Below are 17,965 nucleotides of genomic sequence, written 5' to 3'. Positions count from 1 at the left end.
CGCGGTGCGTGCCGGGTTCGACTACAGCAATCCCACCAGCTGTAGGTCGGTGACGTACTTGATGATGACCGGTGCCGAGATGTGCGGGGTGTCATTGTCCGGGCCGATTTTCGCTTCCTGCACCGCGGCACGGAAACGGTCGGTCGGCGCAAACGACCCACGGGTCGGCTCGAGCGCCTGTATCTGGTCGGGATTGTGCAGCATCAACTGCAGCATCTGCAGCACCGAGTGCTGACGCTGCCGATCCGGCAGAGCACGCAAGCCGGCCTCGAACTGACGCACCCACTCCCCGAAATCGTCGATGCGCTGGATCGGATAGCCGGCATCGATCAGCCAGTCGACGTACGTGTCGATTCCGATGCCGTCGTCGTGCGGATTCATCACGTGATAGGTCTCGAACCCGTCGACCACCTGGGCACCCAGGGTTGCGATCGCCTCGGCGACGAACTCGACCGGCAGCCCGTCGAAGTGGGCCCGTTGCCGGTTGCCGTTCTCGTCGAGCTGGTAGAACGAGCCGGGAGCGACGCCGGTGGACACCAGGCTCAGAATCATTCGGGTGACGATATCGGTCACGTTGAACTGGCCCGCATAGCTGACGTCGGACAGGATCATGTCGCTGCGGAATACCGAAACCGGAAGCCCGAACTGCTCATTGGCCTCTCGCAGCAGTACCTCACCCGCCCACTTGCTGTTGCCGTAGCCGTTGGCGTAACTGCCGTCGAGGACGCGGGTAGGACTTACGACCCGGATGTCGGCATCCTCGGTGAACAGCGCCGGCTCAACCTGGCGACCCAGGTCCGACGTCGACACGTACGCGTAGGGCTTCATCCGCGTGGTCAGCGCGAACTTGAGCAGCTCGGCGGTGCCGACAACGTTGGGCCCGAACAACTCCCGATAGGGCAACACACCGTTGACCACAGCGGCCGAGTCGACGATCAGATCGACGGTGTCGGCCAGCCGCTGCCAGGTCTGCTCGTCCAGGCCGAGGTTGGCCTCGCCCTTGTCGCCGGCGACGACCTCGAGATGGTCGGCGGCCAGCTGATGGAAGTGCTCCACCAGCTGCGGGTCCCCGCTGTCAAAGGTCTTCTCCAGCCGATTCCACGCCTCTTGATCAGAGCTGGCTCGCACCAGGCAGATCAGCTTGCCGTCAACGCGTTTCAGTTGCTTGAGCCACTCCAGGGCCAGATAGCGGCCCAAGAAACCGGTCGACCCGGTCAACAACACCGTGCGCGCCTCGGCACTCGGGCCGGGCAGTGTCGGTGCATCGTTGAGCGTCGTGTCGTCGATGAACTTGTCCAGCATCAGGTCGCTGGCGCGAAGCCCCTCGGTGTCGCGGCCATGCACGGCAACATAACTCGGTCCGTGCCGGTCGGATTCCTCGTCCGAGTCGACGTTGCTGTCCAAACGCCCACTCACGCTTCGGACCGACGGCCCCTCGAACAGAGTGCGCACCGACAGGTTGGCATCGAACGCCGTGTTGATCGCGGCGACGACGCGCATAGCCGACAGCGAATCGCCGCCCAGGTCGAAGAAGGAGTTCTCGACGCCAACCCGCTCCAGGCCCAGCACCTGGCCGTAGATCCCGGCCACGATCTCCTCGGTGGGCGTAGCGGGCGGCGTGTAACGGAGAACATTCTGGTATTCGGGTGCGGGAAGCGCGCGTTTGTCGAGTTTTCCGTTGACCGTTCGCGGCAACGTGTCGAGCACCACGACGGCCGTGGGGACCATGTAAGGCGGCAACCGCTCAGCCAGCGCGGCGCGCATCTGCGCCGGGTCGACGTCCCCGGTGACGGTCACATACCCGACCAGCCGCTTGTCGCCCGGACGATCCTCGCGAGCGATCACCGCGGCGGCCTGCACCCCATCGAGGGCGGCCAAAGCTGCTTGTACCTCACCCAATTCGATGCGGTAGCCACGGATCTTGACCTGCTCGTCGGCACGACCGAGGTACTGCAACTGCCCATCGGAGCCCCAGCGCACCAAGTCACCCGTGCGATACATCCGAGCCCCAGGCCCACCGAACGGACACGCCACAAACCGCGACGAGGTCAAGCCGGGCCGGCGCAGATAGCCGACGGCTACACCGCGACCCGCGATGTACAACTCACCGACCACACCCTCGGGCGCCGGCCGCAGCCATTTGTCCAGCACAAACAACGCCGCACCCGGGATCGGCACACCGATCGGCGCGCCCCCGCCGACCGCGAACGGCGCACTGATCGCGGCATAGATCGTGGCCTCGGTCGGACCGTAGGCGTTGATCATCACCCGCCCCGACGCCCAACGATCCACTACTTCGTTCGGGGTGGCCTCCCCCGCCATCACCAGCGTCGCGGACTCCAGCCCCTCGCCCGGCATCATCGCCAGCGCCGACGGGGTTTGGCCCACCACGGTGACCTGTTCGGCGATCAGCAGGTCGCGCAGTTCGTGGGCAGAAGCCACTGCCGACTCGGGCACCACGACCAGCCGCGCGCCGTGGAGCAGGGCATTGAAGATCTCCCACACCGAGACGTCGAAGCTGTAGGAGTGCCACTGGGACCACACCTGATCCGGCCCGGTGGGCGCATTAGGGTCGGGCGATTCCAGCAGCGACGTCGCATTCGCGTGCGTGATCGCGACGCCCTTGGGCACCCCGGTCGTACCGGAGGTGTAGATCGTGTAGGCCAGATCCTCCGGCGCCGCCACCGGCAAGGTCACGTCCGAAGGGACGGCCAGGTCCGGGTCGTCGACGTCGATGACCGGCAGGTCGGCTCCCTCGAATCGGGACCGCATGGCCGCGTTGGTGACCGCCGCGACGGGAGTGGCATCGCCGAGCATGAACTCCAGTCGCGCATCGGGCATGACCGGATCGATCGGTAGGTAGGCGGCTCCGGACTTGAGCACCGCGATCATCGCCATGATCGCCTCGGCCGAGCGCGAAAACAGCAGTGCCACACACTCACCCGGGCGTGCACCGCGGTCGACCAGCACCCGCGCCAATCGCTCGGCCGCCTCGTCGAGCTCGCGGTAGGTCCATGACCGCTCACCGTCGACCAGCGCTACCCCGTCCGGGGTGCGCGAGATCTGCGCGGCAAACATTTCCGGAATCGTCGTGGCCCCGACCACCGGCTGGGTCAACACCGCACGGTTGCCCCACTCGTCCAGGCGGGCATGCTCACCGGCATCCAGCACATCCATCGACGACAACCGCTGGGTCGGGTCGGCGGTCATGGCGGCCAGGACCCGCTGGAACCGCTCGACCAGCGTCTCGATGCTGGCCGGGTCGAACACATCGGTGTCGTATTCGACGCGAATGCCCAATTCGTGGCCCGGCAAAGCCATTACGGACAGCGGGTAGTGGTTGTACTCGCGGTTGGTGACATCGGTGATGGCCAGCTCGTGGACACCCACCGGCACGTTCGTGTCGATCGGGTAGTTCTCGTACAGGAACAAGGTGTCGAACAACTGGTCGTGACCGGTCGCGCGGTGAATGTCGGTAAGCCCCAGGTGCTCGTGCTCAAGCCTGTTGTTGTGAGCGTCCTGCAGCTGCTTCAGCAAGTCGGCGATGGTGGTGGCCACGGTGGTGTTCGCCCGCACCGGAACCGTGTTAATCAGAAGGCCCACAATCGATTCCGAGCCCACCACTTCGGGAGGCCGGCCCGAAACCGCGGTGCCGAATGCGACGTCACGCTGGCCGGTCAGCCACATCAGCAGCTGTGCCCACGCGGCCTGCAGCACCGTGTTGACGGTGGTGTGGCAGGAGCGGGCCAGCGTGCTCAACTCCCTGGTGGTCTCGACGGACACCCGATACGAATCGACGCGCCGGCGGCCGAGTCCCAGCCGGGTTGCGGGGCCTACCAGGGTCGGGTTGTCGAAGCCGTCGAGCATCTGACGCCACGCTGCCTGGGCCGCACCGCGGTCCTGGGCCGCGAGCCAGGTGAGAATGCTGCGGTACGACGCGGGCGCCGGCAAGCGTTCACCGTAGTAGCTGGCGAAGATTTCGCGCAGCAGGATCGGCAGCGACCACCCGTCCATCACGATGTGATGGTTGGTGAGCACAAATCGATGCTTGTTGTCAGCGATCCGGATCAACGCGGCGCGGAAGGCCGGCCGGGCGGCCAGGTCGCTGACGGCGTCCCGTTCCGCGGCGCACAGCCGGTCGACCTGCTCGTCATGGCCGATTTCGTCGCTGTCCAGCTGGATGTACCGCCAGGCCATGACCGGTTCGGCGGGAATGACCTGCAACGGCTCGTCGAATTGAGCGCAGAATCGCGCGGCCAGGTTGGGGTGCCGGTTGACCACGGTCTGGACCGCGTCGCGCAGCCGGTGTGGGTCGATGGCGCCGGCCACAGTGATGCCCAACTGCACCGCATATACGTCGTCGCCGTTGTCACCGCCCTGGGCGATACTGGCGTGGAACAGCAGCCCCTGCTGCACGGGGGTCAGCGGCAATACGTCGGCGAGACTGTACTGCTGCTCGAGTTCGTTGAGCTGCTGCTGGCTCAGGCGTGCGGGCGCAAGGTCGGACGGGGTCAAGCCTCCCCCGCCATTGCGCACGTGCGCGCAGATACCGGTCAGCGCCTCAAACCACAGCTGGCTCAGGCGGCTGATCTGTTCGCCGTCCAGCGCCGAGGGCGCCCATGTCCAGCTGGCGTGCAGATGCGGGCCCGCTTCGGTATCCATGGTCCCGGCGTTGAGGTCAACGGTGTGCATGAGTGGCAGCGGTACCGCGGTCGCCGCGCCGGCGACCGACAAGCCTTCTTCGGAGATCCGCCACAAATCGCCGGTGAGTTCGGCCGCGGTACCCGCGCCCAGCCGGCCCAGGTAGTTGAACCCGATCGCCGGGTCATTCCCCTGCAGGTCCACGTCCTTGTTCGCGTAGCGCAGCAGACCGTAGGTCAGCGGATCGGGCAGGCCGCGCAGCTGCTCCTTGGCGTCCTTGATCAACGGGCCCAGCGCCGTGTCACCGGCCATCACCTGCGCCCAGTCCAGGCCACCGACGGCCAGCGAGACCGGGTACTTGGTGGTGAACCAGCCGACCGTGCGCGACAGGTCGACGTTGGGCGCCAGTTCCTCGTGGCGCCCGTGTCCCTCGACCCCGATGCCGATCGGCGCCCCGCCGTTGTCCAGGAACTCCGTCCAGGCCAACCCGAACGCAATCAACAGAATGTCTTGCACCCCAGCGTGAAACGCCGCCGGCACCTCACCCAGCAGCAGCCGGGTCGTCTCGACATCGAGCTCCGCCGACATCTGTTCAGCGGTGACGTAGGTGTCCACCTCGGGGCGCACCGCCGGCAACGCGGCCGGGACCGATGCCACTCGCCGCCACGCCTCGGCCTGCTCCACGACGGCGGGAAGCTGCGCGTGATCTTCGAGCAGCGACGACCACCGGGCAAACGACGTCCCGCCCGGGGGTAATGCCATCGGCTGTCCGCTGTGGTGCTGAGCCCACGCAATATTGAGGTCTTCCAACAAGATTCGCCATGACACGCCATCGACGGCCAGGTGATGAATGATCAACACCAACTGGGACGTGGAGCCAACCCACAACGCGCTCAACATCACTCCGGCGGCCGGGTTCAACCGCGACCGCGCCTCGACGAGAGCCTCGTCGGACAGCACATCGACCGACGCCACCAGACCGGCGGCGTCCTCAGTCCCGACTTCGGGTACCGCAAGCGACCACTCGCCCGCGTCGTCATCCTCGACACGCAACCGCAAGGTGGCATGCCGATCCACCAACGCCTGCAGTACCGGTGCCACGTCGGCTTCGGTCACCCCGGTCGGCGCCTGCACCACCATCGTCTGGTTGAACTGTTCGACGGGGCCCACCACGCCTTGCAGCCAGCGGATGATCGGGGTGGCCACCACCTCCCCGATCCCCTCATCGACCACGCCGTCGGCGCCATCGGTCATCGTGGCCACCCGGGCCACTCGCGCCACGGTCTGCTCGACGAAAATGTCACGGGGACGGCACAACACGCCGGCGGCCCGAGCCCGGGCCGCTACCTGCATCGACAGGATGCTGTCGCCACCCAGGTCGAAGAAGGAGTCGTCGACTCCGACCTTCTCGACTCCGAGCACCTGGGCGTAAATCTCGGCGAGGATCTCCTCGACCGCGTCGGATGGAGCGCGGTATTCGCCGCCGCCAGCGTATTCAGGTGCAGGCAGGACGCGTTTGTCGAGTTTGCCGTTGACCGTCAGCGGCAGCGTGTCGAGCACCACGACGGCCGTGGGGACCATGTAGGCCGGCAACCGATCGGCCAGTGCGGCGCGCATCTGGGCCGGCTCGGCCGCCGAGGTGACGGTCACGTAGCCGACCAGCCGCTTGTCGCCCGGACGGTCCTCGCGAGCGATCACCGCGGCGGCCTGCACCCCATCGATGGCGGCCAAAGCTGCTTGTACCTCACCCAATTCGATGCGGTAGCCGCGGATCTTGACCTGCTCGTCGGCACGGCCCAGGTACTGCAACTGCCCATCGGAGCCCCAGCGCACCAAGTCACCGGTGCGATACATCCGAGCCCCAGGCCCACCGAACGGACACGCCACAAACCGCGACGCCGTCAATGGAGACCGACGCAAGTAGCCGACCGCCACACCACGACCGGCGATGTACAACTCACCCGTGACGCCCTCAAGTGTCGGCCGTAACCACTTGTCCAACACGAACAACGCCGCACCCGGCACCGGCGAACCGATCGGCGCGCCCGAATCGGGCGTCAACGATGTGCTCATCGCCGCATAGATGGTGCCCTCGGTCGGGCCATAGGCGTTGATAAGCACCCGCCCCGGCGCCCATCGGTCCACCACCTCGGACGGCAGCGCCTCGCCAGCCACGAACACCGCCGCGGACTCCAAGCCCTCCGACGACAACATCGCTGCCGCAGAAGGGGTTTGGCATAGAACGCTGACCTTTTCGGCGACCAGCAGGGAGTGCAGGTCCTCCGGTGAACTCGCCACGGTCTCGGGGACGATCACCAGCCGCCCGCCGTGCAGCAGGCAGCCGAAAATCTCCCACACCGAGACGTCGAAGCTATAGGAATGCCATTGCGACCACACCTGTCCCGAGCCCGACGACACACCCGCGTGCAGCTTTTCCAGTAACGACGTCGCGTTCTGTTGGGTGATCGCCACGCCCTTGGGCACCCCGGTCGTACCCGAGGTGTAAATCATGTACGCCAGATCCTCCGGTGCCGGCGCCGACAACTTCGTGTCGGGGTCGGCGCCCGGTTCGTCGAAGTCGACGACGACCAGATCGGCTCCATCCAAGCGCGACCGCAGTGCCGCCGTCGTGACCGCGGCCACCGGTGCGGCATCGCCGAGCATGAACTCCACTCGCGCGTCCGGCAATGCCGGGTCGATCGGCAAGTAGGCAGCTCCGGCCTTGTGCACCGCGACCATCGACACGATCGCCTCGGCCGACCGCGAAAATAGCAGTGCCACAGTCTGACCCGGGCTTGCGCCGTGACCGGTTAGCACCCGTGCCAATCGCTCCGCGATTTCATCGACCTCGCGGTAGGTCCACGACCGGTCACCGCACACCAGCGCCACTGCCTCAGGAGCCGCTGCGACCTGCGCGGCGAATAGCTCCGGAATCGTCACGGCCGTCACCGGCCGGGTCAGCACCGCGCGGTTGCCCCAATCATCTAACTGCGCGGCCTCACCACCGTCCAGGAGGTCAATCGATAAGAGCCGCCGTTTTCCGTCGGCCATTACTCGTCCCCTGCGTCATCGGTCATGGCCACCAGCACCCGCCGCAACCGCTCGAGCAGCGTCTCGATGCTGGCCTTGTCGAAGACGTCGGTGTCGTACTCGACGCGCAGGCCCAGTTCGTGGCCCGGTACGGCTTGCACTGAAAGCGGGTAGTGGTTGTATTCGCGGTTCGTGAACCTGGTGATCGTCAGATCCTGGACACCCGACAACGCAGCGGCGTCGATCGGGTAGTTCTCGTAGACGAACATGGTGTCAAACAGCTGGTCGTGCCCGGTGATTCGGTGAATTTCGTTCAACCCCAAATACTGGTGTTCGAGTGTGTCGGTGTAGGAGTTCTGCAGTTGGTCGAGCAAGTCGCCGATAGTAGTCGCCGAGTTGAGGTTGGCGCGGATCGGCACCGTGTTGATCATCAGGCCGACAATGGATTCCGCGCCCGGCAGATCAGTCGGGCGTCCCGAAACCGCGGTGCCGAACGCGACGTCCGGCTGCCCGGTCATCCGCATCAGTAGCTGCGCCCACGCCGCCTGCAGCACCGTGCTTACGGTGGTGCGGCAGGAACGGGCCAGCTCGCTCAGGGCGCGGGTGGTGTCCGCGGACAACTGGAACTCCTCGACGCCTCGCGGCCCAAGTCCCATCCGTTGCGGCGGCCCGACCAGGGCCGGGGTGTCAAAGCCATTGAACACCTCGCGCCACGCCGCACGGGCCGCACTGCGATCCTGATCAGCGAGCCAGGTGACAAACCTGCGGTACGACACGGCCGCGGGCAGCCGATGGCCGTAGTAACTGGCGAAAATCTCTTGCAGCAGAAGCGGTTTCGACCAGCCATCCAGCACGATGTGGTGATTGGTCAGCACAAACCGATACTGGTCTTCCGCGGTGCGCAGCAACGCCGCCCGGAAGGCCGGCTTATCGACGAGATCGCAGACGGCGGCACGCTCGGCCGCGGCCACCTGCTCAACCTGCTCGTCGACGTCACCGTCCAATTCGAGGTACTGCCAAGTCAACTCGGGCTCGGCCGGCAGAATCTGCAGTGGCTCGTCGAACTCGCCGCTGAAGCGAGCCACCAGGTGCGGGTGCCGGGTGACGACGGCATGCACCGCATCGCGCAGCCGGTCGGAATCGACGGCACCGCTGATGTTGATGTCCAGTTGCACCGCATACAGATCGTCGCCGCTGACGCCGAGGTCCTCCGCGGTACTGGCGTGGAAGAACAGGCCCTGCTGCAGCGGGGTCAACGGCAGCACGTCGGCGATCTGGTCGAGCTGTTGCAGTTCGTCGATCTGCTGCTGGCTCATCCGGGCGGGCGCAAGGTCGGACGGCGTCAGGCCGCCGCCACCACCACGCACGTGCTCGCAGATGCCCGATAGCGCGTCAAACCACAACTGGCTCAATTGATTAACCTGCGCCTCATCAAGCGCCGACGATGCCCATGTCCAGTTGGCCTGCAACTGCGGGCCACTCTCGGTGTCCATGGTGCCGGCGTTGAGCTCGACGGTGTGCGCCAGCGGCATGGCGACAGCTGTCGCCGCCGCCACCGCCGCCAAGTCGTCCTGGGAGATGCCCCACAGGTCACCGGAGAGGTCGGCCGCGCCCGCGCCCAGCCGGCCCAGGTAGTTGAAGCCGATCGCCGGGTCGGCTCCGTCCAAGTCGACATCGGGGTTCAAGTAGCGCAGCAGACCGTAGGTCAGTGCATCGGGCAAGCCGCGCAGCTGCTCCTTGGCGTCCTTGATCACCGGACCCAGCGCGGCCTCACCGGCCACCACCTGCGCCCAGTCCAGACCGCCGACGGCCAGCGACACCGGGTACTTGGTAGTGAACCACCCGACCGTGCGCGACAGGTCCACATCAGCAGCCAACTCCTCGTGCCGGCCGTGACTCTCGACATCGATACCGATCGGCACCCCGCCGTTGCCCAGGAGCTCCGTCCAGGCCAACGCGAACCCAATCAACAGAATGTCTTGCACCCCAGCGTGAAACGCCGCCGGCACCTCACCCAACAGCAGCCGGGTCGTCTCGACGTCCAGCCCGACCGACAGTTGTCCGGCCGTGTCAAACGTGTCCGCCGGCTGTACTGCCGGCAGCGCGGCGGGCACGGCAGCCACCTGCCGCCACGCCTCTGCCTGGGCTACCACCTCGGGAACGCGCGCATGCTCGGCAATCAGCGACGACCAGCGGGCGAACGACGTGCCCGGTACCGGCAACGCCACCTCTTGCCCGCTGTGATGCTGAGCCCAGCCAATGTTGAGGTCTTCCAACAAGATTCGCCATGACACACCATCAACGGCCAGGTGATGAACGATCAGCACCAATTGCGACGTGGAGTTGGCCCACACCGCACTGAGCATCACACCGGCGGACAGGTTCAACCGCGACCGCGCTTGGACAAGCGCCTCGTCGAACAACACGTCGACCGACTGCAGCAGTGACCCTGCATCCACCGAGCCCACCTCGGGGACCCACAACGACCAACCACCGGCGCCGTCGTCGTCGACGCGCAGCCGCAACATGGCGTGGCGATCCACCAACGCCTGCAGCACCAAGGCCACGTCGGCCTCGGTCACTCCGTCGGGAGCCTGCACCACCATCGTCTGGTTGAACTGCTCGACCGGGCCATCGGTGTCACGCAGCCAGCGAATGATCGGGGTGGCCACCACCTCGCCCAGACCCTCGTCGGCCGCGCCGCCGCCTTCGCCGGCCCGGCTGGCCACCCGGGCCAGCCGGGCCACGGTCTGCTCGACGAAAACGTCACGGGGACGGCACACCACACCGGCCGCACGGGCCCGGGCTACCACCTGCATCGACAAGATGCTGTCGCCGCCAAGATCGAAGAAGGAGTCGTCCACTCCGACCCGCTCAACTCCGAGCACCTGGGCGTAAATCCCGGCCAAGATCTCTTCGACCGCGTCGGCCGGGGCGCGATAACTGTCGACACCTTGGTATTCCGGCGCGGGCAGGGCGCGGGTGTCGAGTTTTCCGTTGACCGTCAGCGGCAGCGAGTCCAGCACCACCACCGCGACCGGCACCATGTACGTCGGGAGCCGCTCGGCCAACTGGCTGCGGATCTCGTTCGGGTCCGCGGTTCCCGTGATATAGCCGACTAGGCGCTTGTCGCCGGGGCGGTCCTCGCGAGCGATCACCGCCGCCTGTCCTACCCCGTCCAAACCGGCCAGCGCTGCCTGGATCTCGCCCAGTTCGATGCGGTAGCCGCGAATCTTGACCTGCTTGTCGGCGCGACCCAGGTAGCGCAGCTGCCCGTCGGTACCCCAGGACACCAGGTCTCCGGTCCGATACATCCGCGATCCGGGTCTGCCGAACGGGCAGGCGACGAACCGCGTCGTCGTCAAGTCCGGCCGGCCGAGATATCCGCCCGCCACACCGGCGCCGGCCACATACAACTCGCCGACCACCCCGGGCGCGACGGGCCGCAGCCAGCCGTCCAGCACGAAGAAGGCCAGATGCGCCAGCGGCACCCCGATCGGGCTGTTGTTGCTCTCGACGTCGGCGTCGACGATCTCCCGGAACGACGCGTGCACGGTGGTCTCGGTGATGCCGTACATGTTGATCATGCGCGGCAGCCCCGGGTGATTGTGCAACCACGTCTGAAGCCGTTGTGGCTCAAGCGCTTCGCCACCGAAGACCACAGTTTGAAGTTTCAGTTGCTGGCCGAGCTCCGGCTGCAGCGCATCGGCGGCTTGCAGCGCATAGAACGCCGACGGTGTCTGACTCAAGACGCTGACCTGTTCGCTGACCAGCAAGGCGTGCAGGTCTTCCGGCGAGCGGACGATCGAGTCGGGCACCACGACCACCCGGCCGCCGTGCAGCAAGGCACCCCAGATCTCCCACACCGAGTAGTCGAAGGCCAGCGAATGGCACTGTGTCCAAACCTGTCCCAGCTCCATCTCGGCGTCGAGGGACTCCAGCAACTGCGTCACGTTGCGATGCGTGACAGCCACACCCTTGGGCTTACCAGTGGTTCCCGAGGTGTAGATGATGTAGGCAACGTGGTCGGCTGCAGGGGTCGGCAATGCGGTGTCGGGCGCCGCGCTGACGGCTGGGTCGTCGATATCGATGACCGCCACGTCGGCCGCGTCCAGCCGCGGCCGCAGGTCCGCCGTGGTGACGGCAGCGATCGGCGCGGCGTCGGAAAGCATGAACTCCATCCGCGCCGTCGGGTGCGCGGGGTCCATCGGCAGATAAGCCGCCCCGGTCTTCAACACCGCCAGCAGCGACACAATCGCCTCGGCGGATCGATTGTGCAGCACCGCCACTCGTTCGCCGGGGCCTGCGCCGCGGTCGGATAGCAAGTGCGCCAACCGATTTACGGCCTCGTCGAGCTCGCGGTAGGTCCAGGAGCGATCCCCGCAGTTGACCGCGACGGCCTCAGGGGCGCGGGCGACCTGTGCGGCGAACAGCTCGGGAATCGACACCGGAGCACTCGCGGGCTGCGTCAGCACCGCGCGGTTGCCCCACTCCTCAAGTCGCGAATGCTCTTCGCTGTCAAGAAGATCGATCGCCGACAAGCGTCGCGTGGGATCGGTGGTCATGGTGACCAACACCCGCCGCAACCGCTCGATCAGTGCGTCGACGGTGGCCACATCGAAGACCTGGGTGTCGAACTCGACGCGCAGGCTCAGTTCGTGGCCCGGTGTCACCACGACCGACAGCGGGTAGTGGTTGAATTCGCGACTGCTGAAGTCGGTGATGGCCAATTCGTGGACGCCCAACAGAGCGCCGGCGTCGACAGGGTAGTTCTCGTAGAGGAAAAGCGTGTCGAACAGCTGGTCGTGACCGGTGACGCGGTGAATGTCCCGCAACGCCAGGTGGTCGTACTCGAGGGTGTCGTTGCGCGCCCGCTGCAGCTGGCCCATCAGGTCGGCAACGGTCGTCGTCGCTGAAGCGTTGGCGCGCACCGGAATCGTGTTGATCAACAGACCCACCAGCGCTTCCGCGCCGGGCAACTCGGTCGGCCGGCCGGAAACAGCAGTGCCAAAGGCGACATCCTGATGGCCCGTCAGCCACATCAGCACCTGCGCCCACGCCGCCTGCAGCACGTTACTCACGGTGGTCTGATGCGAGCGGGCCAGCTCGGTCAGGGCTCCGGTGGTATCGGCACCAACCCGATACGATTCGACGCCGCGCTCAGCCGCCTGCCCCGGCGGGCTCACCAACGTGGGCGTGTCGAAGCCGGCCAGCAGCTCGCCCCACGCCGCTTGGGCCGCATCGCGATCCTGCTCGGCCAGCCAGGTGACAAAGCTTCGATACGACGGGGCCGCGGGCAACCGCTGCCCGTAGTAAAGCGTGAAGATCTCCTGCAGCAGGATCGGCAGCGACCAGCCATCAATCACGATGTGGTGAATGGTCAGCACAAACCGGTGCCGGTTGTCTCCGGTACGGATCAGCGCCACCCGGAACGCCGGCGCGTCGGCGATGTCGCAGACGGCGGCGCGTTCGTCGGCGCACAGCTGCTGGACCCGCCGATCGACTTCGGGGTCGGCACCGCTCATTTCGGCGTACTGCCACGCCATGACGGGCTCGGCCGGAATGATCTGGATCGGCTCGTCGAACTGTTGGCTGAACCGCGCCGCCAGGTTGGGGTGGCGATTGACCACCGACTGCACGGCCTCGCGCAGCCGCTTCTGGTCGAGCGGGCCGGTGACGGTGATACCCAGTTGCACCGCATACAGGTCGTCGCCGGAGCCTTCCGCGATCGCGGCGTGGAACAACAGTCCCTGCTGCACGGGGGTCAGCGGGAGCACATCGGCGATGCGGATCTGCCGGGACAGGTCGTCGATTTGCTGCTGGCTCAGACGGGCCGGGGCAACGTCGGACGGTGTCAGCCCGCCGCCACCGCTACGGACATGCGCGCAGATGCCGACAAGCGCGTCGAACCAGAGTTGGCTGAGCCTGTTGATCTGGGTCTCGTCGAGAGCTGAAGGGGCCCAGGTCCAGTTGGCGTGCAAATGCGGCCCGGCGTCGCTGTCGATCGTGCCGGCATTGAGCTCCACGGTGTGTGCCAGCGGCATGGGTATCGCCGCGGCCGCGGCGGCCAGGTCGAGGCTTTCCTGGCTGACCCGCCAAAGATCTTCAGAGAGCTCGGCCGCCGAGGCGCCCATGCGGCCCAAGTAGTTGAACCCGATCGCCGGGTCGGATCCGGCCAGGTCTACCTCGGGGTTCAGGTAGCGCAGCAGACCGTAGGTCAGCCCATCGGGCAGAGCGCGCAGCTGTTCCTTGGCTTCCTTGATGACGGCACCGAGTGCCGGGTCGCCGGCGGTGACCCGGGCCCAGTCCAGCCCGCCGACGGTCAACGACACCGGGTACTTGGTGGTGAACCACCCGAGCGTGCGCGACAGGTCGACGTAGGGAGTCAGCTCTTCGTTGCGCCCGTGGCCTTCGACGTCGATACCCAGCGGCTTGCCCGGGGAGCCCAGGAATTCCGCCCAGGCCAACCCGAACGCGATCAACAGAATGTCTTGCACCCCAGCGTGAAACGCGGCCGGAACCTCGCCCAGGATCTGACGCGTCGTGTCGACATCCAGGTCTACTGACAACCGCCCGGCGCTGGCGTGCGTGTCCACCGCGGGCTGCACCGCCGGCAACACGGCCGGGATCGACGCCACCTGCCGCCAGGCGTCCGCTTGCCGCACGACGGCCTCGGAGCGGGCGTGCTCTTCGAGCAGTGCCGACCAGCGGGCGAAGGACGTGCCCGGTGCCGGCAGCTCCACGTCCTGCCCGCTGTGATGTTGGGCCCACGCAATGTTGAGGTCCTCCAACAGGATTCGCCACGACACCCCATCGACGGCCAGGTGATGAATGATCAAGGCCAACTGCGACGTCGAGGTGACCCACAGCGCGCTGAGCATCGTCCCGGTGGACGGGTTCAGCCGCGACCGCGCTTCGACGAGCGCCTCGTCGGACAGCACCTCGACCGACTGCACCAGACCGGAAGCGTTCACCGACCCGACGTCGGGCACCCACAGCGACCAGCCGCCGACACCGTCATCATCGGCGCGCATCCGCAGCGTGGCATGACGATCGACCAACGCCTGCAACACCACCGCAACGTCGGCTTCGCTCACTCCTGTGGGCGCCTGCACCACCATCGACTGGTTGAACTGTTCGACCGGGCCGTCGGTGTCCTGTAGCCAACGGATGATCGGTGTGGCCACCACCTCGCCGAGACCCTCGTCGGTCGCACCGATCTCACCGGTGGCGACGCTGGCAACCTGGGCCAGCCGGGCCACGCTCTGCTCGACATAAACGTCCCGCGGACGCAGCAGCACACCCGCCGCCCGGGCCCGGGCCACCACCTGCATGGACAGAATGCTGTCGCCGCCCAGGTCGAAGAATGAGTCATCGATCCCGACTCGCTCGAGACCCAGAATTTCGGAGTAGATGGCGGCCAGGACCTCTTCGACCGCGGTTGTCGGAGCACGGTAAGCGCCACCGACGTTGTGGTACTCGGGCGCCGGCAGGGCGCGAGTGTCGAGCTTGCCGTTGGGGGTCAGCGGCAACGAGTCCAGGACGACCACCGCGGCCGGGACCATATAGGCCGGCAGCCCCTCAGCCAGCCTCGTCCGCGCCGCGGCGGGGTCGATGGTGCCGGTGACATAGCCGACCAGGCGCTTGTCGCCGGGACGGTCCTCGCGGGCGATGACGGCCGCCTGCTTGACGTCGTCCAGCGCGGCGAGCGCGGCTTGCACCTCACCCAACTCGATGCGGTACCCGCGGATCTTGACCTGTTCGTCTGCGCGACCGAGGTAGAGCAGCTGTCCATCGTCGCCCCACGAGACCAGGTCTCCAGTGCGATACATCCGATCCCCCGGCTGCCCGAACGGGCACGCCACGAAGCGCGACGAGGTCAGCCCGGCCCGGCGCACGTATCCACACGCCACCCCGGCTCCCGCCACATACAACTCACCGACGACGCCCGGCGGCACCGGCTTCAGCCATCGGTCCAGCACGAATAACGCCGCACCGGGGACCGGCGAACCGATCGGCACCACGCCGGATCCGGGCACCAGTGGAGCGCTGATCGCCACACAGACCGTGGTCTCGGTGGGGCCGTAGCCATTGATCATCACCCGTCCGGGTGCCCATTGGTCCATGACCTCGGGTGGGCAGGCCTCGCCCGCGACCACCAACGCCGCCGTCTCCAAACCCTCGGGCGAGAGCATCCCGACCGCAGAGGGTGTCTGGGTGAGCACGCTGACGTGTTCGCCAACCAGCAAGGCGTGGAAGTCTTCCGGTGAGCGAGTCACCGACTCGGGCACCACAACCAGGCGCCTGCCCCCGAGCAGGGCAGCCCAGATCTCCCACACCGAGAAGTCGAAGGACAGCGAGTGGCACTGCGACCACACCCCGGTCCGCGGCAGGCCGGCATCGAAGCTGGCGAACAGCTGCGTGACGTTGTGATGCGTGACGGCAACACCTTTGGGAGTGCCGGTGGTGCCGGACGTGTAGATAATATGGGCGATATTGTCCGGGTCCGGCGGCGGCAATGCGGTGCTGGGCTGCGTCGCGACACGCGGATCAGCGACGTCGATGACCACCAGATCCCGGCCGTTCAACCGCGACAGGAGATCGGCGGTAGTAACCACCGCGGTCGGCGCGGCGTCGGCGACCATGAACTCCGTTCGCGCCGAAGGCAGTGCCGGGTCGATCGGCAGATACGCAGCACCGGTCTTCAACACCGCCAGGATCGCGATGATCGCGTCGGCCGAACGGGAAAACTGAAGGGCCACACAGTGGCCGGGGCCCACGCCTTCGCTGGCCAGCAAGTGCGCCAATCGATTAGCCGCCTCGTCGAGTTCCCGATAGGTGGTGGATCGGCCCTCGAAAGTGACCGCCACTGCCTCGGGGGTGCGCTCGACGTGTCCGCTGAACACCGCCGGAATCGACAGCTTCGCCGTGGCCGATTCGGTCAGCACCGCGCGGTTACCGATCTCGTCAAGGCGGGCCGAGTCACCGGCGTCCAGAGCCTCGATCGACGACAGCGGCGCGTCGGGGTTCTCGACCATCGCCAACAGGACGCGCTGCAACCGCGCGGCAAGATCGGGGACGGCGAAATTCGCGAACGGCTGCCCCGGACCGGCCGTGCTCAGGTGGAGCTGATCGCCGGCACCGAGGAAGAAAAATCCGAAGTGGCCAACCGGGCCGTGGTTGGTGTACGACGCATGCGCCGGAGCACCGGCAAGGTTCAGGGTCAGGCGCGACGGGATGAAGTTGACGCCCACACGATTCGCGTCCTGTCTGGCGCCACCCTCACCTTCGAGGGCGTGCACCGGGAAACGCTGATGCTGCAACAACTCCCGAATTCGCGTGTCGACATGGGCAACGAAGTCGGCAACCGTCGACTCCGGTGATGTCGTCAAGACCAACGGAACAACTCCGGCAAGCATCGCGGGCAGTTTCCTCGATGCTTCGGTCACCCGGCGGCTGACCGGGAAATCGAGCACCACCTCGGAAGCGTTCCCAGACCATCCGCGTACCAGCAGCGCACACGCGGCGGTAATAGCCGAATACCGGCGTACCCGAAGCTGTTTCGTCAATTGCTGCATTCGGCCCACGACCGCCGGGTCCACCTGAACCGACGCGGAAGTCAGATAGGGGTCGCGCTCGGCCGTGGCCTGAGGTAGCCGGTGATGGAATCCGCTTTCCGAGGGCAGGTGTTCCTGCCAATAGGCCTGGTCGTCCTGATAGTCGGGGGACGCCTCGTAGCCGGACTCGCAGTCGATCAAGTCCTGCAAGGAGCTGAAATACGCGTCGGGCGCCGGCTCACCGGCGACCAGCGCTGAGTAGATGGTGGCAACCCGGCGACTCACCAGGGCCATGCCCATGCCGTCCACCGCGATGTGGTGACAGCAAGCAAACAAATAGAATTCACTGTCTTGTGTTTGGAATAACGCAAATATGAAAAGCGGACCAGAGAATGGCATTGGCGTACGTTGAATTGACGATGCCGTTTCGCGGGCTTTTCGAACAGGATCCTCCGCGCCTCTTAAATCATAGAAACCCAGCTCGGTATCCGGATAATCGACAGCCTTTTGCAAAACGTGGCCATCCGCTTCGAAGAACGCGACCCGGCCGGATTCGGCTTCGGCGACCACTTGGCGGATCGCCTGCTGCAGCACATCGCGATCGACGTCACCCTCGATGCGCACCAAAAGGCCGAGCTGCCACTCGGTGCCGGCAAAGCCGGTTTCCTGCGACAGCCAAATGTCCAGCTGCCCACGCGTCAGCGGGTGTGTCTGCTCACCACGTTCCATGTGAGACC

The 17,965-nt window shown here is 66.3% G+C and carries 2 protein-coding genes; both read right to left on the bottom strand.

Annotation, left to right across the window (positions count from 1 at the left end):
- Positions 1-21: 21 nt before the first annotated feature.
- Positions 22-7,692, bottom strand: a complete 7,671-nt coding sequence (locus DB708_RS14295) for a non-ribosomal peptide synthetase (protein ID WP_108922815.1) — start codon at positions 7,690-7,692, stop codon at positions 22-24.
- On the bottom strand, positions 7,692-17,957 hold the full coding sequence (locus tag DB708_RS14290) for a non-ribosomal peptide synthetase (protein ID WP_108924231.1): 10,266 nt from the start codon (positions 17,955-17,957) through the stop codon (positions 7,692-7,694). Before DB708_RS14290 ends, DB708_RS14295 begins: the two co-directional genes overlap by 1 nt.
- Positions 17,958-17,965 lie beyond the last annotated feature (8 nt).

Origin of the sequence: Mycobacterium montefiorense, from assembly GCF_003112775.1 — a bacterium.
Lineage (GTDB): Bacteria > Actinomycetota > Actinomycetes > Mycobacteriales > Mycobacteriaceae > Mycobacterium > Mycobacterium montefiorense.
This window is presented reverse-complemented; position numbering and strand designations above follow the sequence as displayed.